Source organism: Flavobacterium hercynium (assembly GCF_002217285.1).
In the GTDB taxonomy this organism is placed as follows: Bacteria; Bacteroidota; Bacteroidia; order Flavobacteriales; family Flavobacteriaceae; genus Flavobacterium; species Flavobacterium hercynium.
The window spans coordinates 1-24,447 of sequence record NZ_MUGW01000042.1 but is presented as its reverse complement, the minus strand read 5'-3'; the positions used below and the strand labels follow the sequence as shown (position 1 = coordinate 24,447).

The 24,447-nt window shown below is 34.2% G+C and carries 22 protein-coding genes and 2 pseudogenes; 9 read left to right on the top strand and 15 right to left on the bottom strand.

The window, feature by feature from the left end:
* Nucleotides 1–23 precede the first annotated feature (23 nt).
* Genes B0A66_RS17950 through B0A66_RS17940 form a run of 3 tightly spaced genes read left to right on the top strand, consistent with a single transcriptional unit; the run spans nucleotide 24 to nucleotide 1,811 of the window.
* Complete coding sequence (locus B0A66_RS17950) at nucleotides 24–788, top strand: MBL fold metallo-hydrolase (protein WP_089051239.1); 765 nt, start codon at nucleotides 24–26, stop codon at nucleotides 786–788.
* 12 nt (nucleotides 789–800) lie between these two features.
* Entirely contained in the window at nucleotides 801–1,304 is a 504-nt protein-coding gene (locus B0A66_RS17945; RefSeq protein ID WP_089051238.1) for a hypothetical protein, read from the top strand.
* 48 nt (nucleotides 1,305–1,352) lie between these two features.
* Entirely contained in the window at nucleotides 1,353–1,811 is a 459-nt protein-coding gene (locus B0A66_RS17940) for a hypothetical protein (RefSeq protein WP_089051237.1), read from the top strand.
* An 82-nt stretch (nucleotides 1,812–1,893) separates the two neighbouring features.
* Here the strand turns inward: B0A66_RS17940 and B0A66_RS17935 are convergent, their stop codons facing one another.
* From B0A66_RS17935 to B0A66_RS17915, 4 genes are all read right to left on the bottom strand, one after another.
* Nucleotides 1,894–2,538, bottom strand: a complete 645-nt coding sequence (locus B0A66_RS17935) for an alpha/beta hydrolase (protein ID WP_089051236.1) — start codon at nucleotides 2,536–2,538, stop codon at nucleotides 1,894–1,896.
* A 674-nt stretch (nucleotides 2,539–3,212) separates the two neighbouring features.
* Nucleotides 3,213–3,539, bottom strand: coding sequence for a hypothetical protein (locus tag B0A66_RS17925; protein WP_089051234.1), 327 nt, complete (start codon nucleotides 3,537–3,539; stop codon nucleotides 3,213–3,215).
* A gap of 5 nt (nucleotides 3,540–3,544) precedes the next feature.
* Complete coding sequence (locus tag B0A66_RS17920) at nucleotides 3,545–4,801, bottom strand: dihydroorotase (RefSeq protein WP_089051233.1); 1,257 nt, start codon at nucleotides 4,799–4,801, stop codon at nucleotides 3,545–3,547.
* 99 nt (nucleotides 4,802–4,900) lie between these two features.
* A complete protein-coding gene (locus B0A66_RS17915) occupies nucleotides 4,901–6,829 on the bottom strand; it encodes a vWA domain-containing protein (protein WP_089051232.1) in 1,929 nt (642 codons plus the stop codon).
* Between the two features lie 472 nt (nucleotides 6,830–7,301).
* Between B0A66_RS17915 and B0A66_RS17905 the strand changes: the two genes are divergently transcribed.
* Nucleotides 7,302–8,411 carry a lactonase family protein gene (locus tag B0A66_RS17905; protein ID WP_089051230.1) on the top strand — a complete coding sequence of 370 codons (1,110 nt, stop codon included), beginning with the start codon at nucleotides 7,302–7,304 and terminating at the stop codon, nucleotides 8,409–8,411.
* A gap of 168 nt (nucleotides 8,412–8,579) precedes the next feature.
* On the opposite strand, the gene B0A66_RS17900 is transcribed toward B0A66_RS17905, so the two are convergent.
* The 4 genes and pseudogenes from B0A66_RS17900 to B0A66_RS23230 form a co-directional block, all read right to left on the bottom strand.
* Entirely contained in the window at nucleotides 8,580–9,932 is a 1,353-nt protein-coding gene (locus B0A66_RS17900; protein WP_089051229.1) for a DEAD/DEAH box helicase, read from the bottom strand.
* Nucleotides 9,933–10,034: 102 nt separating this feature from the next.
* Nucleotides 10,035–10,799, bottom strand: coding sequence for a TIGR02757 family protein (locus B0A66_RS17895; RefSeq protein ID WP_165766646.1), 765 nt, complete (start codon nucleotides 10,797–10,799; stop codon nucleotides 10,035–10,037).
* Nucleotides 10,800–10,916: 117 nt separating this feature from the next.
* Nucleotides 10,917–11,366: pseudogene (locus B0A66_RS23235) on the bottom strand (ABC transporter ATP-binding protein); the annotation flags it as partial.
* A gap of 216 nt (nucleotides 11,367–11,582) precedes the next feature.
* Nucleotides 11,583–11,795: pseudogene (locus B0A66_RS23230) on the bottom strand (ATP-binding cassette domain-containing protein); the annotation flags it as partial.
* A gap of 172 nt (nucleotides 11,796–11,967) precedes the next feature.
* Between B0A66_RS23230 and B0A66_RS17885 the strand changes: the two are divergent.
* The gene (locus tag B0A66_RS17885; protein ID WP_089051226.1) at nucleotides 11,968–12,264 is read left to right on the top strand and encodes a hypothetical protein; all 297 of its coding nucleotides are present in this window, start codon (nucleotides 11,968–11,970) and stop codon (nucleotides 12,262–12,264) included.
* A gap of 9 nt (nucleotides 12,265–12,273) precedes the next feature.
* Here the strand turns inward: B0A66_RS17885 and B0A66_RS17880 are convergent, their stop codons facing one another.
* The 6 genes from B0A66_RS17880 to B0A66_RS17855 all read right to left on the bottom strand — a co-directional run bounded on the left by B0A66_RS17880 (nucleotide 12,274) and on the right by B0A66_RS17855 (nucleotide 17,189).
* Nucleotides 12,274–12,576, bottom strand: a complete 303-nt coding sequence (locus B0A66_RS17880) for a DUF6787 family protein (RefSeq protein ID WP_089051225.1) — start codon at nucleotides 12,574–12,576, stop codon at nucleotides 12,274–12,276.
* 32 nt (nucleotides 12,577–12,608) lie between these two features.
* Complete coding sequence (locus B0A66_RS17875; RefSeq protein ID WP_089051224.1) at nucleotides 12,609–13,049, bottom strand: DUF6146 family protein; 441 nt, start codon at nucleotides 13,047–13,049, stop codon at nucleotides 12,609–12,611.
* Between the two features lie 172 nt (nucleotides 13,050–13,221).
* Nucleotides 13,222–13,779, bottom strand: coding sequence for a DUF937 domain-containing protein (locus B0A66_RS17870; protein ID WP_089051223.1), 558 nt, complete (start codon nucleotides 13,777–13,779; stop codon nucleotides 13,222–13,224).
* Nucleotides 13,780–13,882: 103 nt separating this feature from the next.
* Entirely contained in the window at nucleotides 13,883–14,833 is a 951-nt protein-coding gene (locus B0A66_RS17865) for a D-2-hydroxyacid dehydrogenase (protein ID WP_089051222.1), read from the bottom strand.
* 121 nt (nucleotides 14,834–14,954) lie between these two features.
* Nucleotides 14,955–16,025: a 3-phosphoserine/phosphohydroxythreonine transaminase gene (gene serC / locus B0A66_RS17860; RefSeq protein WP_089051221.1), complete on the bottom strand. Its 1,071-nt coding sequence runs from the start codon at nucleotides 16,023–16,025 to the stop codon at nucleotides 14,955–14,957.
* A 93-nt stretch (nucleotides 16,026–16,118) separates the two neighbouring features.
* Entirely contained in the window at nucleotides 16,119–17,189 is a 1,071-nt protein-coding gene (locus tag B0A66_RS17855; RefSeq protein ID WP_089051305.1) for an acyl-CoA reductase, read from the bottom strand.
* Nucleotides 17,190–17,339: 150 nt separating this feature from the next.
* Between B0A66_RS17855 and B0A66_RS17850 the strand changes: the two genes are divergently transcribed.
* Both B0A66_RS17850 and B0A66_RS17845 read left to right on the top strand, forming a co-directional pair.
* Entirely contained in the window at nucleotides 17,340–17,690 is a 351-nt protein-coding gene (locus B0A66_RS17850; protein WP_089051220.1) for a 4Fe-4S dicluster domain-containing protein, read from the top strand.
* Between the two features lie 160 nt (nucleotides 17,691–17,850).
* Nucleotides 17,851–19,014 carry a hypothetical protein gene (locus B0A66_RS17845; protein WP_089051219.1) on the top strand — a complete coding sequence of 388 codons (1,164 nt, stop codon included), beginning with the start codon at nucleotides 17,851–17,853 and terminating at the stop codon, nucleotides 19,012–19,014.
* A gap of 57 nt (nucleotides 19,015–19,071) precedes the next feature.
* Here B0A66_RS17845 and B0A66_RS17840 read toward each other — a convergent pair whose 3' ends face one another.
* On the bottom strand, nucleotides 19,072–21,738 hold the full coding sequence (locus tag B0A66_RS17840) for a TonB-dependent receptor (protein WP_089051218.1): 2,667 nt from the start codon (nucleotides 21,736–21,738) through the stop codon (nucleotides 19,072–19,074).
* 329 nt (nucleotides 21,739–22,067) lie between these two features.
* On the opposite strand from B0A66_RS17840, the gene ychF reads away from it, so the two are divergent.
* Together ychF and B0A66_RS17830 are read left to right on the top strand one after the other, a co-directional pair.
* Nucleotides 22,068–23,162, top strand: a complete 1,095-nt coding sequence (gene ychF / locus B0A66_RS17835; protein WP_089051217.1) for a redox-regulated ATPase YchF — start codon at nucleotides 22,068–22,070, stop codon at nucleotides 23,160–23,162.
* 389 nt (nucleotides 23,163–23,551) lie between these two features.
* A complete protein-coding gene (locus B0A66_RS17830; protein WP_089051216.1) occupies nucleotides 23,552–24,229 on the top strand; it encodes a TIGR02117 family protein in 678 nt (225 codons plus the stop codon).
* The last annotated feature ends 218 nt before the right edge of the window (nucleotides 24,230–24,447 follow it).

Below are 24,447 nucleotides of genomic sequence, written 5' to 3'. Positions count from 1 at the left end.
TTTTGTAAAAAAATTAAGTTCAATTGAAGATCTATTTTCTAGGTACTGGTACTTCTCAGGGCATTCCAATAATTGGAATCGACCATCCCGTTTGCAAAAGCGCTGACGCTAAGGACAAAAGACTTCGTGTATCGATCTGGATTACATGGGGCGAACATTCGTATGTAGTAGATTGTGGTCCTGATTTCAGGCAGCAAATGCTTTCTTGCGGATGCAGACATCTTGATGCCATTTTATTTACGCACGAGCATGCAGATCATACCGCAGGTCTTGATGATATACGTCCGTTTAATTTTAGACAGGGCGAAATTCCGGTGTACGCCCATCAGCGTGTAATTGATAATCTAAAACGTCGTTTTGAATATGTGTTTGAAACCGTAAACAAATATCCCGGTGCTCCAAGTGTAAAAACAATCGAAGTGGTTAATAACGAACCTTTTGCTGTTGGAGATAAAATGGCAATTCCAATCAATGCTATGCATGGCGATCTACAGGTTTTTGGATATCGTATTGATGATTTTGCTTATTTAACAGACGTGAAAACTATTGAAGAAGAAGAAACTCAGAAATTACAAAATCTAAAAGTTTTAGTAATCAATGCATTGCGTATCGAACCTCATGATACCCATTTTAGCCTTCAGGAAGCACTTGATTTTATACAATTGGTTAAGCCTGAAGTCGCTTATCTAACTCATATTAGCCACGTATTAGGTTTTCACGAAGAAGTACAAAAACAACTTCCTGAAAATGTTTTTCTGGCCTACGATAATCTCGAAATTACAATCTAATTATATTACAAAATGAAAAAATCCTTAATGCTTTATCTTTTTATCCTGGCGATATTAATGAATGTTTTTACTTATATGTTTTACAGCCGCGAAGTAAAATTTGGAGAAGAGCGCTACGAAAAAACGACTAAAAAATTGAGAGACAGCATCAATTTGGTGTCGACAAAATTAGCCGAAGCTGATTATTTTTCGCTGGCGAACAATGAAAATGCACAAAATTATTTTGACAATAGTGCTACAGGCGGAAAATTAATTCAATACGAAAAATTAATTCCGGTAGTAACTGAAAAATTATTTGATTTAAATTCCAATCCAAACGGAAATCCTTATACAGGACAAGATAAAATTGAAGACAAAAAATTTATCATCAATAAAGTAAAAATTCTGAACCACAGATGGATCATTGCTGATTACAGTAATGGTGAATTATGGGGTGAAGTTTTGTTGAAATACTTCGTTAACGATGACGAAAGTATTAGTTTTGAAATCAATCAATCCTTGCTATATCAAAAATAGTGTTTTTTATATCCTTGATATTTTGTAACTTTAAATAAAAAAGGAAATATGAAAAAAATATTTTTAGTAGCGATTATCGCAGGTTTGTCTTTTTCGTGTGGAAAAAAGACCGCTGAGGAACAGAAAGAAGTGCAACAAGAAGAACCAATTCAACAAGAAGTAAAAGAAGATTCTGCTGCTGTTGTTGTTGTCGGAAATGATGCCGATGAAAATGACTGTAAGCCTTCTACGGGTTACACTTGGTCTGCTCTTAAAAAAGAATGTGTAAAGCTTTCTGAAGTAGGTACAGAACTGAAACATGCCGATGATGGAAAAGAATATACTACGGTTGCTTACGTAATTTTTGATGGTGATAAAGCAGAACTTTTTCTGGATACTCAAAAAAAAGCAATTCTATTAGAAAGAAAATCTGAAGGTGAATCCTGGGTTAATGGAGATTACATATTAATTCCATGGAAAGGTTATGTACTCAAAAAAGGAGATGATATTATTTACACCGGACAGTAAACATAAAATGATATATTAAAAAAGGTCGCAGTTTAAACGTAAACTGCGACCTTTTTTTATAGTAAATTGTGAAATTATTTTGTTATAAAGCCAGCCAGCTCTTAAAATCAAAGAAATTCTGCGGTGCTACGCCGTGACCTACAGGATATTCTTTATACGTTACCGGAATAGTAAGTTTTTCAAGAATTGCAGGCGTTTTTCTAGCCCATTCAATCGGAATAACCTGATCTACAGTTCCGTGTGAAGCAAATATTTTTAAGTTTTTAAAGTTATTCTGCTCGTAGCCTTCTTTAATTATTTCGTCATTAAAATAGCCGCTCATTGCCACAACTCTTTGCACCTTTTCCGGATAAGAAAGGGCAACAGCATAACTTAGGATAGAACCTTGACTAAAGCCTACTAATGTTACCTGATTTGCATCGATAGGATAATGAGCCACTAATTCATCAATAAAACCGGCAATATGATCACGTGACGTTTTTGCTTGTTCGTTATCTGAAAATTTATTTTGATCAGCATCAAAATTGATAGCATACCAGGCATACGCTCCATATTGTAAATCGTAAGGCGCTCGTGCAGAAATGATATAATAGTTATCCGGTAATTCAGTAGCAAATGAAAACAAATCTGCTTCGTTGCTTCCGTATCCGTGTAATAAAATTAAAACAGGATTTTTGTCTAAAATTACTTTTGGTTCTTGTATTTTATATTCTAATGATAGATTCATTTCTTTCTTAAGTTATGAGTTTTGAATTATGAATTGTTGGATTGTGAAATTTATACGCTGATAAAACGGATTCATTTTGTGAAAACGCGGATTTTGGCGGATTTTTTTCTTCTGGCTTTATTACTTTGAATGCAATATAATTAAAATCAGTTTTTATCTGTGTTTTTGCTTGCAAATCAGCGTCATCTGCGTCCAAAATGATTGCGAATTATAACGCTGATAAAACAGATTCACTTCGTGAAAACGCGGATTTTAGCGGATTTTTTTCTTCTGGCTTTATTACTTTGAATGCAATATAATTAAAATCAGTTTTTATCCGTGTTTTTGCTTGCAAATCATTGTCATCTGTGTCTGAAATGATTGCGAATTATAACGCTGATAAAACAGATTCACTTCGTGAAAACACTGGTTTTGGCGGATTTTTTCTTCTGGCTTTATTACTTTGAATGCAATATAATTAAAATCAGTTTTTATCCGTGTTTTTGCTTGCAAATCAGTATATCTGTGTCTGAAATGATTGTGAATTATAACACTGATAAAACAGATTCACTTCGTGAAAACGCAGATTTTGCGGATTTCTTTTTTAGATCATTGCATATAAAATCAGTTCTTATCTGTGTCTTTGCTTGCAAATCAGTGTCATCGGTGTCTAAAATTTACACGCTAAAATTTTATTACCCAATACTTTTAAACCATTTTTGAAAAAGGCTTCCCACTAAAGGAATCGGTCTTGTCTGACCTTGAATAGCGCTAAAAATTCCGTACGTCCATAAAATGGAAATACAAATCCACATTGGAAACGTAATATAAAAACTGTCGAAATTGCTGATGATAGCACCAAATGAAATAAAGGTTAACGATAAACCTAAAGCCTGACGAATGTGAAAAGAAGCAAAGCTATTTTTGTTTTCAGAGTTCATAGACATCGCGATCAAAACACCTATAATTAAAATATAGCTTGTTATTGCGATTGATTTTCCTTCTTCTATTGAATTATTCATTGTGATTATTTAGATGTAATAAGTTGATTTTGGATGAAGATTCCGTAAACAGTTCCTTTAACTTCGGTTCCTAAAAAGGCAGAATTTTTAGATTTTGACAGAATGTTTTCTTTCTTAAAAGTACCGTTGCCTTCTGGTGTAAAGAAAGTAAAATTGGCTTTGGTACCTTCTGCAATAGCATTAGTTTCAATTCCAAAAACAGCTTTTCCAGACGTTAATTTCTCTATAACAGTTTCCAAAGGTAAAACCGTTAATAAGGCTCCAAAAGCACTTTCAAGTCCAATAGTTCCGTTTTTAGCAGTATCGAATTCCATTTTCTTGAATTCCACATCGATTGGATTATGATCAGAGGTAATCGTGTCAATAGTTCCGTCTAAAACTGCTTTTACTAATGCTGCTCTGTCTGATTCTGTTCGTAATGGAGGCGTAACTTTATAGCGGGTATCAAAGCCTTCTAATTTTTCGTCTGTAAGTACTAAATGATGTACAGAAGCGCTGCAGGTAATATTTAATCCTTTAGCTTTTGCTTCTTTGATTAATTCAATAGATTTAGTTGTAGAAACCGTTGGTATGTGTAGTTTACCGCCAGTATATTCCAGTAAAAATAAGTTTCTTGAAATTTGTAATTCTTCGGCTAAGTTCGGAATTCCTTTTAGTCCTAATTTCGTAGAAACAATACCTTCGTTAGCGACACCGTTTCCTTTTATGTTTGGATCTTGCGAGTAAGCGATAACAAGACCATCAAAATCCTGTACATATTGTAACGCTATTTTTAACAGATTGGCATTGTCGATACTTTTATTGTAATCTCCAAAAGCAACAGCGCCTGCCTTTTTCATATCAAACAACTCCGCCATATCTTTTCCTTCACTTGCTTTGGTTAAAGCGCCGATTGGGAATAGTTCTGTAGCAAAACCATTTGCTTTGCTTTTTACAAAATTTACCTGCGACTGATTGTCAATAACAGGGAAGGAGTTGGGTTGTAATGCAACAGCTGTAAAACCACTTTTTGCCGCAACATTTAATCCATTTGCAATAGTTTCTCTGTCTTCATAACCTGGCTCTCCAAAAGAAACACTGCTGTCAAACCAGCCTTGTGAAAGATGTAAATTGTCAAATTTAACCTCAGTTGTATCATCAGATGCAGAAAGTGAAGTTCCTATTTTTTCGATTAAACCATCTGAAATTAAAAGATCAACGGTCTGGTTATGGAACTGACTTTTTGAATCGATAATTTTCGCGCTTCTGATGATTATTTTCATATATAGATTTTTATTTTATTCAAAAAAAAGCTGCAAGAGCAGCTCAAAATATTTACTCTTAATTTCGTAATAGTTCAAAAAAAAGTAAAACATTACGTTTTACTTTACAAATTTGATGATTGCCATTTCCAATGCCAAAAATAACAGTGCAAAGATAACAAACCATTTCCAAACTTGGCTGTCAGTTCGCTCTGTTTGTAGGGTGTTAAAAATAGTTGAAATGGTATCAGCGGTTTTAAAATCAGAAATAACACTTTTATTGATCTGACTTAAATCGCTTTCGCTTCTTTTATAATTGAAACTTATATTTTCGACAGCTTCTTTTTTGTCAAAGACATTGTAATTTCCTGCCGTTTCCGGAAAATCATTAAAAACCAATTTGACTTTATTATTCAAAATTTGCTGAATTGGTATAAAGGAATCATCATTTCCTTTTACTTCCAGAATAGCATCCTTGCTTAGTAAAACATCAACAAAATAAGGTTGATTATTGCCAATAGTCAAAGCATTTACACCTGTTTTTTGATTGTTTTGCGCCATTTTATAAAAAAGCGGAACAATAATAGGAGATTGCTGAAAATTAGAATTTTGAACATTTACTGGAGCTGAAAACACCGTCACGCTTGAAACTGGATTTTGAATCATGGTTACAAAAACGCTCTGATCTTCAAAAGACAAAGCTGCCGGATACGGACTTGTAACAGCGAATGAAAGACTTGTTTTCGGATATTGAAAATTGCTGATTTTATTCTCAAAAACGCCGGAAAACAAAGGATGATCAAAATTGATTTTGGTAATAAGCTTACTTGCATTTTCAGAATTTCCAAACTGAATTTTTCCAAAATTGCCTAAGAAAGTATTCAAATTTGAGATTGAACTTTTCTCAGACGGAATTACTACCAGATTACCACCTTTTGATACAAATGATTTTAGTGTAGTTTGTAATGCCTGAGGAATTTCGATTAATTCATTAAGGATTATGGTATTTTGTTTGTCTAAACTGTTGTAATCTAAATTGCTGATTGCATAGTTTTTATAGTTGAATTCAGCAGAGGTATAAATTCGGGATAAGAAATTACCTTTTTCAGGTTCTCCAATACTTATTACATTTGTTTTCTTTGCTTTCGAAATGCTAAAGAAAAGCTTGTTGTCGTATGTTAAGCCATTATCTTCGATCGTAACATAACCATGAAATGCTTCTTTAGGAATGGTAAAGTTGACTTTCTTTTTCTTCGCGTCAAAAGTAATAATCGTTTTAGCAATCAGTTTGTTTTGATTGTAAAGCGCCATTGAAACGGGTTTGAAATCATCGCCGTAAGCAGATAAATTAACCCCAATTTCGTAAAAGTTTTCTAAACTCTGATTGATGTAAACACTATCAATAGCAATGTTGTTTTTCTGTTCTGCTTCAGGCTGAATGAAATAAGGTTTATCTTCTGTTTCACTATTCTGTACATCGTTTGGAGTTAATCCAACAGCATCACTAATGATAATAATGTCTTTTTTGTGTGCCGATTTATGTGCTTTGATCTTTGCCATAATTGCAGAAAGCTCAAATGGTGTGGCGCTGTAGTTAAGATTTTGTAATGCGTTTTTAGACGATTTAATATCGGTATTCCAATAGTTTTCAGTGTTGGTTAACAAAGAAAATTGGGCATTTTCAGGTGTGTTTTCTAATAATTCCTGTACTGCACGTTTTAGCAATTCACCTTTTTTTCCTTTTGCCTGCATACTAAATGAATTGTCAAGTACAATGTACATTTCATTTGAAGCATTCTTTTTGTCTTTAGCTTCAAAAAAAGGCTGAGCAAAAGCCAAGATTACACACGCAAGCAATAATAAACGTATTGCTAATAATAATCTTTTTTTGATTTTAGAACTTTTTCGGGTTTGTATCGAAAGTTCTTTTAAGAAACGGACGTTTGTAAAATAAGATGTTTTAAAACGCCTTAATTGAAATAAATGAACCAAAATTGGAACAATCAATAAAAAGAGAAAGTATAGAATTTCGGGTTGTTTAAAATGCATTCTGGCTTTGATTTATTTCACTACGTTTTGTAGATACTGGTCAAAAATACAAATTTTTAGTCAAATCAGAGAAGTAATATTTAGTATTTGAAAGTTGTAATGGAATCGTTTTATTTTAAGGTATTAGGATTTAATTATAAAGAAATACAGCAGCATGTTATATGAACAATGTGTTTTCGGGGCAAATTGTTTTTTGAAGGCGGATAATATTTACCGATCTCATTTTGCAATATAGCATATAAAAAAAGTTCCGGAGGAACGAAACATTTTGTAGCCGCGGATTTTAATCCGCGGTATTTAAGGTTTGTTAGTAAAGTTCCATAGGAACGATACATATCTCGTTCAAAATGAATAGATATGATTGTAAGTCATTCCAGAAGGTTTGAAAAATATAACTTTTGTAAATTCATTTGTAATAAAAAATAAACTTCTTAAAAGGAATATTGAGTATTTTAGCATAAAAATAAAAAATATGAAAAGATTATATATATTGCTTTTTACGATTGTAGCTTGCTCATTGCAGGCTCAGAACAAGTTTAATTTAGTAGTAGGGACATACACTAATACTTGTCAAAGCAATGGAATTTATGTTTACGAATTTGATACAACTACAGGTAATTTTAAATTGAAAAATTCCTCAGAGAATGTTTTAAGTCCGAGCTATTTATCAGCTTCAGCAGATAATAAATTTATTTATGCGGTAAACGAAAACGGACCGCAAAGTACAGTAAGTGCTTTTGGCTATAATGCGCCATCTGGTAAGCTTACTTTTTTGAATAAAAGTGATGCGTTAGGTGCAGATCCTTGTCATTTAATTAATGATGATAAAAATGTGATTGCTGCTAATTATTCCGGAGGAAGTATTGTTGTTTTTAAGAAAAAAACGGACGGAAGTATTACGCAAGTGCAGCAAATACTTCAGCATGAAGGAAAAGGTAAAAACGAAGCACGTCAGGAAAAAGCGCATGTTCACATGGTTTATTTTTCGCCTGACAAGAAATATGTTTTATCGAATGATCTAGGTACTGATAAAGTTTTTATCTACAACTACAATCCTGATTCTAAAAATGAAATCCTGAAATTGAAACAAACTGTCGATGTAAAAGCAGGAAGCGGACCAAGACATTTGGTGTTTAGTAAAGATGGAAAATTTGTGTACTTGGTACAGGAATTAGATGCTACGCTAACGACTTTTAGTTATGATAAAAGTGGAAGCTTAAAGATTATTGCTGAAACGAGTATTCTTGCCAAAGATTTTAAAGGCGGAACAAGTGCAGCAGCTATTAAAATTTCAGCAGATGGAAAGTTTTTATATGTTACGGATCGCGCAGATGTTAATGCTATTTCTACTTATAAGATTCTTAAAAATGGAAGTATTCAATTAGTAGAGCAGGTAAGTACGTTAGGAAAAGGTCCAAGAGATTTTGCTATTGATCCATCTGGAAATTATCTTTTAGTAGGACATCAGTATACGAATGACATCATCATTTTTAAAAGAAATAAAGTAACAGGAAAACTAACCAATACAGGTAAAAAAATCGAATTGTGCTCACCAGTTGGGTTGATTTTTACAAAAAGCTAATTTTGAGGTTCAAAGTTGCAAAGGTTCAAAGGGACAAAGGTTTTGAAGTTCTTTGTAAAAAGACGCAAAGTATAGAATAAATAAAAGGCTCAAAGTTGTAAAACTTTGAGCCTTTCTTTTAAACCTTTGAACCTTTGTTTCTCAGAACCTTTGTCCCTTTAAAAAAAACTATTTATCCTTATCTTTTCTTTTCTTGTCTCTGGTTTTCAACATATTTCTATTTACAGAACCGTGTGTTTTCTTTTTCGTTTTAGAAGGACCTCCTAAGTTAACTTTTTTATTCTTTTTTGCTTTTTCATGAAAAGCACCGTCACCGTCAAGTTTTGGTTTTTTCATTAAAAACTTAATAGGCTGTTTGTCTTTTTCTGGTTCGATTAATTTTAGTGAAATTTCAACTTCTTCCGGGAATTCAGCGATGTCAAGTTCCTGATTCATTAGAACTTCTACTTCTACTTTAAACTCTTCTTCACGAGGCGTTATAAAGCTAATCGCAGTTCCTGTAGCATCCGCACGACCTGTACGACCAATTCTGTGCATGTATAATTCCGGAAACTCAGGAAGCTCAAAGTTAATAACATGTGAAATGTTTGAAATATCCAAACCTCTCGCCATGATATCGGTTGTGATTAGTCCACGAAGATTTCCTTCCTGAAATTCTGCCATCGTACTCAAACGGTAATTCTGAGATTTATTAGAGTGAATTACACCAAACTGACCATCAAAATCTTCTTCGATTCTGGTGTGCAGCATATCAGAGATCTTTTTGTTATTCACAAAAACCAAAACACGTTCCATGCTTTCGTCTGTAGCTAATAAATGCTTTAACAGATTTACTTTAGTATTAAAGTTAGGAACGTTATACGTTATCTGAGTTATTTTTTCAAGAGGTGTTCCTGAAGCTGCAAGTGTAACTTCTTCAGGGAAATCAAAAAAGTCATTTAAAACAGCATCAACTTCATCTGTCATTGTTGCTGAGAAAAGAATATTTTGACGTTTTGTTTTCATCATCGCCAACAACGCTGTTAGTTGTGTGCGGAAACCTAAGTTTAGCATTTCATCAAACTCATCGATAACTAACTTTTGAGTTTCATCGAAACGAACCACGGCATCAAGCGCTAAGTCCATTGTTCTACCTGGCGTTCCTACCAAAATGTCGACACCTTCGTAAACGGCTTTTTTTTGTGTATTGATGTTTACTCCCCCAAATATCCCAAGTGTTTTAACCGACATGTATTTGGTTAATTTTTCTACTTCTTCTACAACCTGAACTACTAATTCACGTGTTGGAACCAGAACGACAATCTTTGGTGTGTTGGTTGGGGTAAATTTGTATAATTTTAAAAGAGGCAATAAGTATGCAAATGTTTTTCCGGTACCGGTTTGCGCAATTCCCATCATATCACGACCTGACATAATCACAGAAAAGGATTTTTCCTGAATAGGAGTTGGCGTAACAAATCCTAATTCGTCGATTGCTTTTTGTACTGATTTTGGAAGATTGAATTTTTCGAAAGTGCTCATTTACATTAAATTTTGTGCAAATGTACATTAAATTCACGGTTAGATCACTAGATAATTCTAATGATCTAATATTCTAATGATTTAACAGTCTGTTTTTCAGTATTAAAACCCTTCAAAGACACCTAATCCAAACAAGGCAAAATCGTATTTTACAGGATCTTTAGCGTCCATTTTACGAAGCGCAAGGTCTAATTCGGTTAATGCTTTTCCGTCGTTTTGTTTTCGGGTTAAGATGTTCAGTTTTCTGGCAACGTTTCCGGAATGTACATCAAGCGGGCAGGATAGTGCAGCGGGCGAAATGGTTTTCCAGATGCCTAAGTCAACTCCTTTGGTGTCCTGACGAACCATCCAGCGCAGGTACATATTGATTCTCTTTGCCGCTGAATTATTTAGCGGATCAGAAATATGTTTTTGTGTTCGGGGTAAATGATCGATTTCGAAAAATATCTTTTTGAATTCATGTATACTTTTTTGCAAACTGTCTTTTTCCTGATGTTTTGCAAAAACAGTTTCCAGACCGCCATGATTTTGGTAGATATGCTGTAATCCTTTGATGAAACCACCAAAATCTTTTCCATTAAAAGTTCGGTGAACAAAGGTTTCTAGTCTTTCTAAGTCTTCGTCTGAATGTGACATGACAAAATCGTAAGGTGTATTACCCATCAATTCCATCATGCTATGGGAGTTTTTGATAATCATTTTGCGATTTCCCCAAGCAATTGTTGCGCTTAGAAAACCTGCAATTTCGATGTCTTCTTTTTGAGAGAATAAATGCGGAATTTGTACAGGATCACTTTCGATAAAATCCTGATTGTTATATTGAATGACTTTTTCGTCAAGAAATTCTTTGAGTTCTTTTTGGTTCATGTTGAAAATGAATGTTCTTATTGTTCAGAAGTTCTAGCCCTGATGGAAGCGGCATCCTTTTTCCTGCTTTTTTAGCAGGGAAAAGATATAGCGTACAGCAGGAAATAGCTCCTAATTCTAATTGCTAATTTGTCCGTCGACCATAATCAATTTTCGATCAGCCATATTTGCCAATTCCTCGTTATGTGTTACAATAACAAAGGTTTGCCCGAATTCATCGCGAAGCTGAAAAAATAACTGGTGCAGGTTTTCGGCAGAATGCGTATCAAGATTTCCGGAAGGTTCATCGGCAAAAATAACGTCTGGTTTATTGATTAAAGCTCTTGCAACCGCCACACGCTGTTGTTCTCCACCTGAAAGTTCGTTGGGTTTGTGATGAATTCTGTGTGATAATCCTAAATATTCAAGTAATCTTTTGGCTTCGGCTTCTGTTTCAGCTTTTGGTTTATTGGCCATAAAAGCAGGAATACAAACGTTTTCTAAGGCGGTGAATTCAGGAAGCAATTGATGAAACTGAAAAATAAATCCCAGATTCAGATTTCTGAAGTTAGATAAAACTTTGTCTTTTTTGCTTTGTTTTTTAAAGTAGCGGTTCATGTAAATAGTAACTAATACTAAAGGAAAAAAAATGATAACATAAGTAAGTGTACCTATTAAACCTGTTTCGATAGTATGTCTGAAAAACAATAAAAAGAAGATTAAAATAATGGAATAAATACCTCCTGCCCAAGAAAAGATCTTGAATGTTCTTTCTTCTTTTGAATTGTCTTTTTCTACATCTTGCAGCTGAAAAATATTGGCACCATTTATGCTTAATGAAGATTCGGTATTTCGTTCGGGTTTGTCAAGCGTTCCCAGAATTTGTAAAAGTGTCGTTTTTCCGGCGCCTGATGCGCCAACGATCGAAACAATTTCTCCTTTTTTGATATGTAAATTAACTCCTTTTAGAACTTCGAGCTGATCGTAGAATTTATGTATGTTTTTTGCGTGTATCATCGATGGAAACTGTTTCTACAAAGAAACAAAGATTCTGCCGATATTAAAATGGGTTGTAACAGAATTTTAGGAAGAAAAACACAAATGGGAATTTAGAAACAAAATTATACCAACGAATAAATTTGATATACTAATTTTTTTTAAATTCGAATAATATCTAAAGCAAAGTAAGATGCAGGAAATTAAAGCAGTAAACGACGATAAAATGAAAAAGCTCCTTTTTGGGTTGCTTTTTGACGCTATTGGAATGGTTTCATTTTCGATTCCGGTATTGGGAGAATTCGGTGATGTGATCTGGGCGCCAATAGCTGCTTTTATAATGACCAGAATGTATAAAGGAAGAGTAGGGAAGGTTGCCAGTATTTTAACCTTTGTCGAAGAGATTCTTCCATTTACAGATGTGATTCCGTCTTTTACAATTACATGGATTTACACCTACTTTTTTTCAAAACAGGAAGAAGAAATCTAGCTAAAGAATTTAGTCTTTAAACAGAAATCCTAATCCCATACTTTTGAGCATTTTCTTTTCGAATTTCCAGAAAAACTGAAATTGTCCGAACAGAGTTCCTATCGCCACAAGCAAAACCTGATAAATAGGGAAAATAATGATTAATCGGATTAGGGTAAACCATCCGCCAAAATCTTCTTTGGTGACACCCAACCATTCGCAAAAGGGTTTAGACAACCATGCCGAAGATGATCCTGTGACGGCAAAAACGATGAAAATGATGATAAGCTGAAAATTGGAGGTAATGCCCCAGCGTTGTTTTAATTTATTCATTTTGACTTATAATGATTACAAATATAATAACATTATCTTGAAGGAACATATCCCCAAAGCTTTTGTTTATAAGTATTTTGAAAATAAATCATATAATTATAAATCAGGTAATTTACTTCGTATCCGTAATCGATACCAGGCTCGTAGTTGATATTCATTTCGTACAAATTAGGATCATAGCGTTGCGGTTGGAGTACTCGGCTATTCCATTCTGTTACGTATAATCTGTTTTTGTTCTCAAGGTAACTTTGTGTGTGGTAATTTCTAGGAAAAGCTCTTGAATTCAGCCATGTGCTAAAACCGTTATCGATAATAATGACTTCATATTCAAGAGAATCATTGGCGATTCGAATAGTATCATTTAAGGCAACGTTTTGCTTGTCAGTGTTTTGTTTGTCAACGTTTGTTTTTTGTGACGTGGAGCAGGCAATTATCGTAAACAGGGTGATCAATATGTAAATGCAATGCTTCATGTTGTCGGGAGTTAGAAATGTTGAAGTTTAAAATTACAAAAAAATCAATGTGAAGCGTTGTTATTTAACAGTTTATATTGTTTGAAGTTTTGAACAAGATCAAGGTTTGCAATAAAAAAAGCTACTTACAACGTAAGCAGCTTTTAGGCTATATTTTAAATTTAGAAAAATTCTATTTACTAAATAATCTTCCGAACAAACCTCCAAGTCCGCCTTTTTTAGCAATAGCTGCCACATCAGCTTCGTCGATTTTACCGTCATTGTTTTGGTCTAAGCCAAATTGAGTTCCGTATTTAGAAATCGCATCCATAATTCCGGAAGCCTGACCGCTGTTTCCGGTAATAGAACTGATGATATCTGAAATTTGAAAACTACTGTCTTTAGGATCTTTTGCTTTGTTTACTAAAGAGTTTAAAACCTGTGGAATTAAACTCGCAGCAACTCCAGACGAAGTTTCGCTGCTTATTCCAAATTTATTGCCTAACGTTCCGGATAATTGCTCTGTTATTTTTTGAACTACAGGATTAGAACTGTTTACAGGTGCGCTTCCGTTGAATAAGGCTGCTAATTGCTCTGTACCGCCTTCTGAAGCGATCTTTTTTAATCCGTCGAATATTGAGTTACTTGTTTCGGTTATTACCGCCTCATTGTGTTCATTTGGAACAGCTTCGTTTTTAACGACTGTATCACCGCTGTACTGCTGTACTAATTGCGTTAATTGTTCAAACATGATGTATAGGTTTTTAGATTAGAACTCAAATTTAGTTAAAAAATAAAAGGGATTTATTAAACGATGTTAATAAATCCCTTCTAAGATATTTAATTATAGTTGATTAGCTCAACAAAGTAATAATTTGTGATGCTAATTCAGTACCAATTCTGTCTTGTGCTTCTCCGGTTGCTGCTCCAATATGAGGAGTCAAAGAGATTTTAGTGTGCATTAAAAGTGCCATTTCCGGTTTAGGCTCGTTTTCGAAAACGTCTAATCCTGCAAAAGCTACTTTTCCTGAATCTAAAGCTTTTACTAAAGCTACTTCATCAATAACCCCACCACGTGCACAGTTTACGATTCCAACACCATCTTTCATGATTTCGAATTCTTTTTCACCAACGATGTAACCATTTTGAGCAGGAACGTGTAGTGTAATGAAATCAGCTTCTTTGAATAAAGATTCTAATGATTGTGAAACGATAGTTGTAGTGATAGACTGACCGTCAAAGAATTCTACTTTAATATCTACCTGAGGGATAAAGCTATCGGCAGCGATAACTTTCATACCTAAACCAAGCGCCATTTTTGCAGTAGCCTGACCAATACGTCCGATACCAACAATACCAAGCGTTTTTCCTCTTAATTCAATTCCGTTTGCGTATGCTTTTTTCAAACCTTCGAAGTTAGAATCTCCTTCAAGAGGCATATTTCTGTTAGAATCGTGTAAGAAACGAACACCTGAAAATAAATGTCCGAATACTAATTCAGCAACAGATTCTGAAGAGGAAGCAGGCGTATTAATAACGTGAATTCCTTTGCTTTTTGCATAATCCACATCGATGTTATCCATTCCAACACCACCACGACCAATAACTTTTAGTCCAGGACAAGCATCGATAATATCTTTACGTACTTTAGTTGCGCTACGCACTAAAACAACGTCAACATTGTTTTCATTCACAAAATTAGCTACTTGTTCTTGAGCTACTTTTGTAGTTATAACTTCAAATCCACCTTTTTCTAAAGCTAGAATTCCACTTTTTGAAATTCCGTCATTCGCTAATACTTTCATTTTTTTTTGATATTTAAAGATTGAAAAATTTAATTAAAAAAATATCCAATCTGAATTTTTTTGAATAAATAGAATGATTTAGTATTTGTGTAAATCTTTAAATCATTTAATATTTTAATTTTTAAATCTTAGTTTCAAGCGCTTTCATTACATCTACTAAAACCTGAACACTTTCGATAGGCATAGCATTGTAGATAGAAGCTCTGTAACCACCAACAGAACGGTGTCCTGGCAATCCTGAAATTCCTGCTTCTTTCCATAAAGCATCAAAAGTAGCGGTATGCTCGTCATTGTTTAGCAAGAAAGTAACATTCATTTTAGAACGATCTTCAACAGCTGCAGCACCTTTGAATAATGGGTTTCTGTCAATTTCAGCATAAAGTAAGTCGGCTTTTGCGTCGTTTAGTTTTTCAACCGCAGCAACGCCACCTTTACTTTTAATCCATTGTAATGTTAGTAATGAAACATATACAGAAAAAACAGGAGGAGTATTGTACATACTTTCTGCTTTGATATGTTTAGCATAATCCAGCATACTTGGAATTGTTCTTCCGTTTTTCTCTAAAATTTCTTCTTTTACTACTACCAGAGTAGTTCCTGCAGGGCCCATATTTTTTTGAGCTCCGGCATAGATTAAATCAAATTTAGAGAAATCTAAATCACGTGAAAATATATCAGAACTCATATCGCAAACAACAGGTACATTAGTTGTTGGGAATTCTTTCATTTGAGTTCCAAAAATAGTGTTGTTACTGGTGCAGTGAAAATAATCTGCATCACTTGGTATTTCGTATCCTTTTGGAATGTGATTGTAGTTTTCTTCTTTAGAAGAACCTACGATTACCGTTTCTCCAAAATATTTTGCTTCTTTGATTGCTGCGGTAGCCCATGTTCCTGAATCCAGGTAAGCGGCTTTTCCGTTTTCTTTCATTAAATTATAAGGAGCCATCAGGAATGCTGTGCTGGCACCACCTTGTAAAAACAAAGCCTGATATCCTTTTCCCTGAAGTCCTAATAACTCTAAAGCAAGCGAACGAGCTTCATCCATAACGGCAACGAAATCTTTGCTTCGGTGCGAAATTTCAAGGATAGAAAGTCCTGAATCATTAAAATCTAATATAGCTTTTGACGCTTTTTCAAAAACTTCTTGAGGTAAAATACTTGGCCCTGCGCTGTAGTTGTGTTTTTTCATGGTTGTTGTTAATAGTCGGAAATTTTAAAAAGGCAAATTTCGGCAATAGGAGCTGAATAAGCGATAAATTATTCGAAATAATTAAACATTTTTTTACTTTGTTGTTAACAAAAACGATATAGTATCCACGTTATCTGCATAATCCCACAATTGTGGATTTTGTGTTTGACCGAATGCAATACTATTTTCTGTTAGATTGTTACTTACGATGCATTGAATTTGTTCAGCTTCCGTTTCAAGACGCGCTTTTAATTCGTCGATATTGTCGTAAAATTCATAAAAAACGCTCGAAATTGGAGAAGCATAACTTGAATCTTCTTTCAAAGTAAGGAAACCGTTGTCTAATAATTTAAAATTACTCATTAGAAAAACAGCTTTGTTATAGTCGTAATTGTTAGCGTATTTTTCGTAGTGAATGACATCCTGATACTTAAAAATAGCCTGAAAAAACGCATCAAAAGTATAGCCTTTTGGTACAAAAAGCTTAGAAACATTGCGGCATCCTAAACCAAAATACCTAAAAATATCTTCGCCTAAAGCTTCCAGTTCTTCATGTGTTTCTTTTCCGTTTAAAATAGCGGCTGAATTTCTGTTTTTACGAATTATAGAAGGTTTGTCCTTAAAGTAATATTCAAAATAGCGCGCTGTATTATTGCTTCCTGTGGCGATTACGGTGTCAAAGTTTTCCAGTTTCCCTTCCACGAAAGTGATTTTATCTTTTAAGCTTTCATCAGCAAAAATTAAATACTTCGCTAAGAAAGGCAATAAGTGCTGATCGTTTGATGATGTTTTGATCAAAGTTTTGTTACCTGTAATTAAAACAGATAAAAAATCGTGAAATCCAACTAACGGAATATTTCCGGCTAAAATAAGAGCGACTGTTCGTTCTTTTTTGTTAACGGCAAAGTCAGCTCCATAAGCAGAAAGCCACTTGTCAATATTTTCTTCCGTTAGGGCATTTGCCCAGGATTGTATAGCAAAATACACTTGTTCAGGAGTATACCATCCGTTATGGGATTGCGAAAGCTGAATAAGTTTTATAAAATCATCAAAAAACAGGTCATTGCCTAAAACCGATTCATTACGAGTGTTTTCTGCTTCAGAAAACTGATTTAAAAATCGACCTAGTGCTATAAAAGACTGCTTTTTTTCGTTTTGTAACATAAGTAATTTGTTTATGAAAGGTTTTGATTGTAATTTTGCACAAAAATAAGCATAAATAACTCGAAAGTCAAAGGTCATGAAGTCAAAAGCTTGGAATGTCTTTTTTGATTTTAGAACTTTGAGACTTTTAACTATTAAGACTAAAAAGCAATGGCAATAATTATAACCGATGAATGCATAAACTGTGGGGCCTGTGAACCAGAATGCCCAAATACAGCAATTTATGAAGGAGCTGATGATTGGAGATACAAAGACGGAACAAGTCTTTCTGGAAAAGTAATTTTACCGGACGGAACTGAAGTTGATGCAGAAGATGCACAAACACCAATTTCTGACGAAGTTTATTATATCGTTCCTGGAAAATGTACAGAGTGTAAAGGTTTTCATGATGAGCCTCAATGTGCTGCTGTTTGTCCGGTTGATTGTTGCGTACCAGACGACAATCACGTAGAAGATGAAGAGACGTTATTGAACAGACAAGCCTTCTTACACGGCGAATAATATATAATTTTTAAAATATTTAAAAATCCTAAGTCAATAACTTAGGATTTTTTTTATTTACTGAATTTTATTAGTAAAATTCAAGCTGTTTATTGGTTTATTTTTGTTATTTTGCCGCAAAATTTAACACTTATTTGATAATGTTAAAAAAATAGCCCCTATGAACAAATTAATAATTTTGCTTCTTAGTTTTATAACCTCTGTAGGAATAGCTCAGGAAGCCGAATACTCAATTGTGGTGAAAGATATTGAAACACTTTTACCGATAGAAAATGTTACCATTGTAATTTTAAAAACCAAACAAATTTTATTAACGAATCAGGAAGGTAAAGTAAGTTTTGTATTAAATGGCGGATCTAACGTTCAGATTTCTGAAACGAATTATGAAAATATAACCGTTCGCTGGGCCAATCTTAAAGAAAGCGAATTTGTGGTTTACTTAAAAAGCAAGCATAACAAACTAGACGAAATTGTGGTTTCTAAAGAAAATCCGCAAAAAACATTGCAACGCATTGTTTCCAATTCGGCTAAGAATTTAGCGATGCCATATCGACTAAAAGTGTATGTAAGAGAATTTTTTATGCTCAATAATAAATACTCTTATTATAATGACGGATTGGTAAATTTTCAGTTTTCAGGAACCCAAAAGAATGTAAGTACTACTTTACTTGTAGAGCAAAACAGATCCTATGGATTATTGGAAACCGATGTAAGTGCTGATCTGAAAGGATATGATTTGAATAACATCATGGAAAATTATTCCAATTTGTCCTATTTTGACCCTATTCTGGATCCAAAAGCTAAAAAAGATTATAATTTTACGACCAAAGGGCATCCTACCAATTCAGCGTATTACATCATGTCAGTAACGCCTTTGGATAAAGCCAAGGAAGCAGTTGATAATTTTGAAATTGTTTACGATCCGGATAAAAAACTCATTATTGAATTTACTATTAGTATCGCACCCGGAGTTGTAGCAGAAATAGAAGAAAAAGCAGCAATTGGTTCTAAAAACATTACAAGGTCTATTGTGAATGTGAATTATAGAATAGAGGGAACCGATTATTATGTGTTAAATTCAAATGAAGAGATTGGCTATGATCTTGTGATGAAAGAAGGAGTAAAAAACATTCAGGTTCGAAACAATTTTATCACGACACATTTTGATAAACAAAAATTCACTTTTAAGGATAGTGATGTTTTTAAAGACAAAACACTTTTCAATAAAAAGAATAAGATTATGACCAATTATTGGAATATCTCCGGATTTACCTCCACCGAAGAAGAGAAGAAAATTATAGATTCTTTAGAGTTTAAATTATAAATAAAAAAAAGGTTGTCATTGCTGACAACCTTTTCGTTTATTAAAACAATTCTAAAATTAGAATTTGTAGTTAACTGATAAATTAAACATCGTTCCTAATTGGCTAAAGTGAAAACCATCGTATGTCATTCTTGAATAACGTTGGTTGAAAGTAATTAAGTTAGATTGTGTTTTAGTTTCAGCCGGATCAGCAAGAATTGCAGCTCCTGCAGCATTTTCAGCTACGAATTTCCATTCTGGTAAAACATTAAACAAGTTGTTTACATTTAGACCAATAGTCAATTTTTCAGTAGCGTTGAAGTTAACACCTAAGTCAGTTACGATTTTAGGAATGAATTCTGTTTTCAGGTTATCATCCAAACCGTCCTGGTTGAAAGTTGTTTTTCCGAAGTAAGTATTATTCAAAGAAAATCCGAATTTACCAATTTCGTAATTGATACCAAGAATCCATTTTGTATCAGGTCTTGATGTAAAAGTCAAAGAGTTTAAGATATCTCCAAAAGAGTTGTTTCTAACATCAGAGATTCTTTCGTTTTCTAACGTAATGTTTCCAGATACGTTAAAACCTAATTTACCAGCTCCAATTCCAATATTGTTGTAATTTGCCACAACATCTAAACCAGACGTTCTGGAATCAAATGAGTTTGAGAACCAAGCCACATTACCAAACGGAGTATCTTGTCTGTCTCCTAAAACAATTCTGTCTTCTACTTTAATATTATAGTAATCTACCGTAAAATTGAAGTTAGCAAAAGGTTTAGCTCCAATTCCCACAGTAACGTTAGTTGATTTTTCAGCATCTAAAGCAGGAATTCCTAACTGACGTGCCTGAGGCGAAACGTTATTGATAATACCACTAATTTGAATACCTTGTCCGGCTACAAATGAATACTGTGATTTTTGAGTATAAATCTGATGTAGAGTAGGTGCTCTGAATCCAGTAGAAACAGATCCTCTTAAAGTAACTTTATCCTCAAGGAATTTATATCTCGTACTTGCTTTCCAAACAGTCGCTCCTCCAAAATCGCTGTACTCTTCGTGACGAACAGTTCCATTGATTAAAAAGTCTTTTGTAATATCATAAGCAACGTCTAAATATACACCTACATTATATCTGTTCCATTTTCCTGAATTTTCAGGTCTGTTTCCTGCAAATGAGTCAGCTCCGGTTCCTTCCCAAGAAGCTCTGTCTCCCTCAAGAACAGCAAAATATTCTGATCTAAACTCTGTTCCAAAACCAATACTGATTTTCTCAGATAAAATTTTAGAAATATCAAGGTTCCCAACTACGTGATTAAAAGAAGTTCCTCCTGGTTTAAACGAGATCGGGCTATTTTCTCTGTAAACATTGTTTCCATCTGCATCCTGAAGATCAGATCTGTTCGCAGAGTTATTTACAGTATATACTTGTTTGTTTCCTCCAACAGTTACACTCGCATCAGTATGCCAGCCATTTTTTAGGGTTTTAAAACCTAAAGTACCATTGTAGTCATTCAAATCTCCTTCAAAAGTTGGTCCGTATCCATCATAAGACGGGTTAGCAGCATTACCATTTCCAAAGAAATTATTCAAATACGGGTCATCTCCAAGTGGTCTCCAATATGGAGTTCTGAAATTCGCGAACGAATTCACTTTTTTGTAAACGTAAGCCGCATTATAATACAAGCTTGCCGTTTCGCTAATTTCGTTTCCACCATTGATTAAGAATTTAGCAGCAGCCGTTTCTGGCGAACCATTTACGTTTTTAGCATCAGGATGTCTCGTCAAATATTCGTTTACCTGTGCAACAGCAGCTGGTGATCCGTCTAAAAAGTCAGTAGCTTCACCCAAAGCATCAACAGTTCCGGCTCTGTTGGCTAAACTAACTTTAGAAAAATCAATCGTATAATTCAAAAAGCCTTTTTCGCCAACTGTAGTACCGTTGTTTAAACTTACGCCTAACATTTCGCCATCACCTTCAGAAGTAATTCCACTTCTCAAAGTCACAGAACCATCGTTATTGTTTTTCTTCAAAATGATATTCATAACTCCCGCAATCGCATCAGAACCGTATTGCGCAGATGCACCATCACGAAGGATTTCGACTCTTTCGATCGCATCTGTTGGAATAGAAGAAATATCAGCACCGGTTTCTCCACGTCCCGGTGACGTTTGTACGTAAAGCAAAGAACTTAAGTTTTTACGTTTACCATTAATAAGGATTAACGTTCTGCTTGGTCCCATGTTTCTAATTTCATACGGATCCAGTAATGATGTAGCATCATTTACAGGAGTTTGTACCGTGTTGAAAGAAGGAATTTTGTATTGCAGTGCCTTATCAAAAGTTGCCTGACCTGTAGAAGTTAAGTCTTTAGACGACAATATATCTATAGGCAGTGCACTAGTAGTGTTTGTTCTGGCGGCTGTACGTGATCCGGTTACGACCACTTCATCCAGATTTTGCCCACTTTCTTCCGTTAAATTTACGTCAATTTGTGCTGCGTTGGCTAATCTTGTAACGCTGTTGTAGCCCATGTAGCTAAAAATCAATGAGCTTCCTTCTTTTACTGTAATTTTATAAGATCCGTCAATATCAGACGATACACCGTTGTTTGTACCCTTTTCGACAATGTTAACACCAGGCAGCGGATTGCCTGTGTTGTCCTTTACTACACCTGAAATTTGCTGTTGAGCAAAAATGACCAGCGAGTTGAATAGAAATAATAAAACTGCAATTTTTTTCATGTTTAAATTGGTTTGGTTAAAAATTTGTATGTGGTTTGTTAAATAATGGGATAAAAGTAGGTTTATTTAACAAAACATTAATAAAAAGTTTTAAAATTTTTAGGAAAAGTAGTAAAAAAACAGATATCGTCATTTTTTGTATATTTTAGAGGTATTAAATCTTATATTTGCAAAATTTTAAGGGCAAAATCTATCATTTTAGCAAAATAAAAAATTCTCACAGTAATAAACAGAATATGATTATCTTAGTCGCTAAATAATTGATGTTTAGTTAGTAAACACAGTGCCTAAGCGGGTAAAATCACATAAAAAACAAATATTATCTACATATGAAAGCAGGAATTGTAGGATTACCAAATGTTGGAAAATCGACACTATTTAATTGTTTGTCTAATGCAAAAGCGCAAAGTGCGAACTTTCCTTTTTGTACAATTGAACCAAATATTGGTGTTGTAAACGTTCCGGATCCAAGAATCAATAAGTTAGAAGAATTGGTAAAACCAGAGCGCGTACAAATGGCTACAGTTGATATTGTTGACATTGCAGGATTGGTAAAAGGAGCAAGTAAAGGTGAAGGTCTTGGAAACCAGTTTTTGGGGAACATTAGAGAGTGTAATGCTATCATTCACGTTTTACGTTGTTTTGATAATGATAATATTGTACACGTAGACGGAAACGTAAATCCAATTCGTGACAAAGAAACCATCGATATCGAATTACAGTTAAAAGACTTAGAAACGATCGATAAACGTTTAGAAAAAGTAAAACGTGCAGCTAAAACAGGAAATAAAGAAGCACAGACAGAAGAAGCTTTATTAAACCGTATCAGAGAAGCATTATTGCAGGCAAAATCAGCAAGAACAATCATTCCTCAAAACAATGATGAAGAAGTGCTAATGGAAGCCTTTCAATTAATTACAGCAAAACCAGTATTATACGTTTGTAATGTAGACGAAAGTTCAGCAGTAAACGGAAACAAATATGTAGATCAGGTTCGCGAATTAGTAAAAGACGAAGAAGCAGAAGTTATCATCCTTTCAGTAGGAGCAGAAGCTGATATCACAGAATTAGAAAGCTACGAAGAGCGTCAGGTTTTCCTTGAAGACATGGGATTACAAGAGCCGGGAGCATCAGTTTTAATTCGTGCTGCTTACAAATTATTAAAACAACAAACCTACTTTACAGCAGGTGTAAAAGAAGTTCGTGCCTGGACAATCAACATTGGTTCAACAGCACCACAAGCAGCAGGAGTTATCCATACAGATTTCGAAAAAGGATTCATTCGTGCAGAAGTAATCTCATACGAAGATTATGTACACTACGGATCTGAGGCGAAAGCAAAAGAAGCAGGAAAATTCAAAGTAGAAGGAAAAGAATATATCGTAAAAGATGGTGATGTAATGCACTTCCGTTTTAACGTATAATTTCCATACCATATAATAGAATATAAGCGAGAGCTAAGTCTAAAAAAAATTGTAAGCTAAACTGCCGTAGAAATTCGGCAGTTTTTTTATGTCTAAATTTTAAGGATTATTATTAGAACCTGATCCAGCTTTCCATTACAAGATTTTTTGTGAATTTATTTTTTTGTCCGGTATAAAAAGAGCTTCTTTCAGTCGCTTTTTTACCGCCACAAAAAATACAAATTCACAAAAAAATGCTTTCCATTTCAATCTGGGGTAGAAACGTAACCCACGCCTAGATTAACTTTGTTAAAATAATTTTACAAAATAGCTTGATTTATATTTTTTGGCTCAAAAATTGGTTAAGACGTTAAAACAAATTTCAACAACCTAAAACAAACCAAAAACCAATGCTAAAAAAAACCTTCAAATTTGCAGGCTGGACAATTCTCGCCATTATTTCCTTTCTTATTCTATACATCATCTCCGTTTATCTGATCTCTAAAATCACCGTAAACTCAGATATAGCCAAAATCAAACAGCAAAAAACAATTCCTATTTACATTCTTTCCAACGGAGTTCATACCGATATTGTTGTTCCAGTTGTCAACGAAGTAAAAGACTGGAGAAAAGAAATTCAGTTCAGCCATACACAATCAAAAGACAGTACAATGAACTACATAGCCTTTGGTTGGGGCGACAAAGGATTTTACCTCAATACACCCGAATGGTCAGATCTAAAAGCAAGTACAGCCCTGCGCGCCATGTTTGGAGTAAGTTCATCAGCCATGCATACAACATTCTTTAAAAACCTTAAAGAGGGCGAAGATTGTAAACGTATTTTAATTTCAGAAGAAAACTATAAAAAATTAGTAGCCTATATTTCAGAAAGCTTCCTTATTCCGGGTCAGCCACAATGGATAGAAGGACACAGCTACGGAAGAAAAGATGCCTTTTATGAAGCCAAAGGAAGTTACAACTTATTTTATACCTGTAATACCTGGGCAAACAACGCTCTAAAAGCAGCCAACCAAAAAGCAAGTCTGTGGACGGTTTACGATAAAGGGATTTTTTGTCATTATAAGTGATTTTTAGTACCTAGTTCTTAGTGCCTAGTTCTTAGTTTGTTAGTACTTAGTTTTATTAGTGCTTAGCGCTTAGTTTTTTTAGTGCCTAGTTAAAGAGTTGTATAACAATACATTTGATAAATTGTGCGCTTAAAATAAGTTCCGTAGGAACGAGTATAAATGAATAGTTCCGCAGGAATTGTTCATTTATAGAAAACGCTAAGAACTAAGAACTAAGA

Bases quoted from the DNA above. Each gene is read 5' to 3' on its own strand.
- B0A66_RS17945 (WP_089051238.1), top strand. From the start codon at position 801: ATGAAAAAATCCTTAATGCTTTATCTTTTTATCCTGGCGATATTAATG.
- B0A66_RS17940 (WP_089051237.1), top strand. From the start codon at position 1,353: ATGAAAAAAATATTTTTAGTAGCGATTATCGCAGGTTTGTCTTTTTCG.
- B0A66_RS17935 (WP_089051236.1), bottom strand. From the start codon at position 2,538: ATGAATCTATCATTAGAATATAAAATACAAGAACCAAAAGTAATTTTA.
- B0A66_RS17925 (WP_089051234.1), bottom strand. From the start codon at position 3,539: ATGAATAATTCAATAGAAGAAGGAAAATCAATCGCAATAACAAGCTAT.
- B0A66_RS17920 (WP_089051233.1), bottom strand. From the start codon at position 4,801: ATGAAAATAATCATCAGAAGCGCGAAAATTATCGATTCAAAAAGTCAG.
- B0A66_RS17915 (WP_089051232.1), bottom strand. From the start codon at position 6,829: ATGCATTTTAAACAACCCGAAATTCTATACTTTCTCTTTTTATTGATT.
- B0A66_RS17905 (WP_089051230.1), top strand. From the start codon at position 7,302: ATGAAAAGATTATATATATTGCTTTTTACGATTGTAGCTTGCTCATTG.
- B0A66_RS17900 (WP_089051229.1), bottom strand. From the start codon at position 9,932: ATGAGCACTTTCGAAAAATTCAATCTTCCAAAATCAGTACAAAAAGCA.
- B0A66_RS17895 (WP_165766646.1), bottom strand. From the start codon at position 10,799: ATGAACCAAAAAGAACTCAAAGAATTTCTTGACGAAAAAGTCATTCAA.
- B0A66_RS17885 (WP_089051226.1), top strand. From the start codon at position 11,968: ATGCAGGAAATTAAAGCAGTAAACGACGATAAAATGAAAAAGCTCCTT.
- B0A66_RS17880 (WP_089051225.1), bottom strand. From the start codon at position 12,576: ATGAATAAATTAAAACAACGCTGGGGCATTACCTCCAATTTTCAGCTT.
- B0A66_RS17875 (WP_089051224.1), bottom strand. From the start codon at position 13,049: ATGAAGCATTGCATTTACATATTGATCACCCTGTTTACGATAATTGCC.
- B0A66_RS17870 (WP_089051223.1), bottom strand. From the start codon at position 13,779: ATGTTTGAACAATTAACGCAATTAGTACAGCAGTACAGCGGTGATACA.
- B0A66_RS17865 (WP_089051222.1), bottom strand. From the start codon at position 14,833: ATGAAAGTATTAGCGAATGACGGAATTTCAAAAAGTGGAATTCTAGCT.
- serC (WP_089051221.1), bottom strand. From the start codon at position 16,025: ATGAAAAAACACAACTACAGCGCAGGGCCAAGTATTTTACCTCAAGAA.
- B0A66_RS17855 (WP_089051305.1), bottom strand. From the start codon at position 17,189: ATGTTACAAAACGAAAAAAAGCAGTCTTTTATAGCACTAGGTCGATTT.
- B0A66_RS17850 (WP_089051220.1), top strand. From the start codon at position 17,340: ATGGCAATAATTATAACCGATGAATGCATAAACTGTGGGGCCTGTGAA.
- B0A66_RS17845 (WP_089051219.1), top strand. From the start codon at position 17,851: ATGAACAAATTAATAATTTTGCTTCTTAGTTTTATAACCTCTGTAGGA.
- B0A66_RS17840 (WP_089051218.1), bottom strand. From the start codon at position 21,738: ATGAAAAAAATTGCAGTTTTATTATTTCTATTCAACTCGCTGGTCATT.
- ychF (WP_089051217.1), top strand. From the start codon at position 22,068: ATGAAAGCAGGAATTGTAGGATTACCAAATGTTGGAAAATCGACACTA.
- B0A66_RS17830 (WP_089051216.1), top strand. From the start codon at position 23,552: ATGCTAAAAAAAACCTTCAAATTTGCAGGCTGGACAATTCTCGCCATT.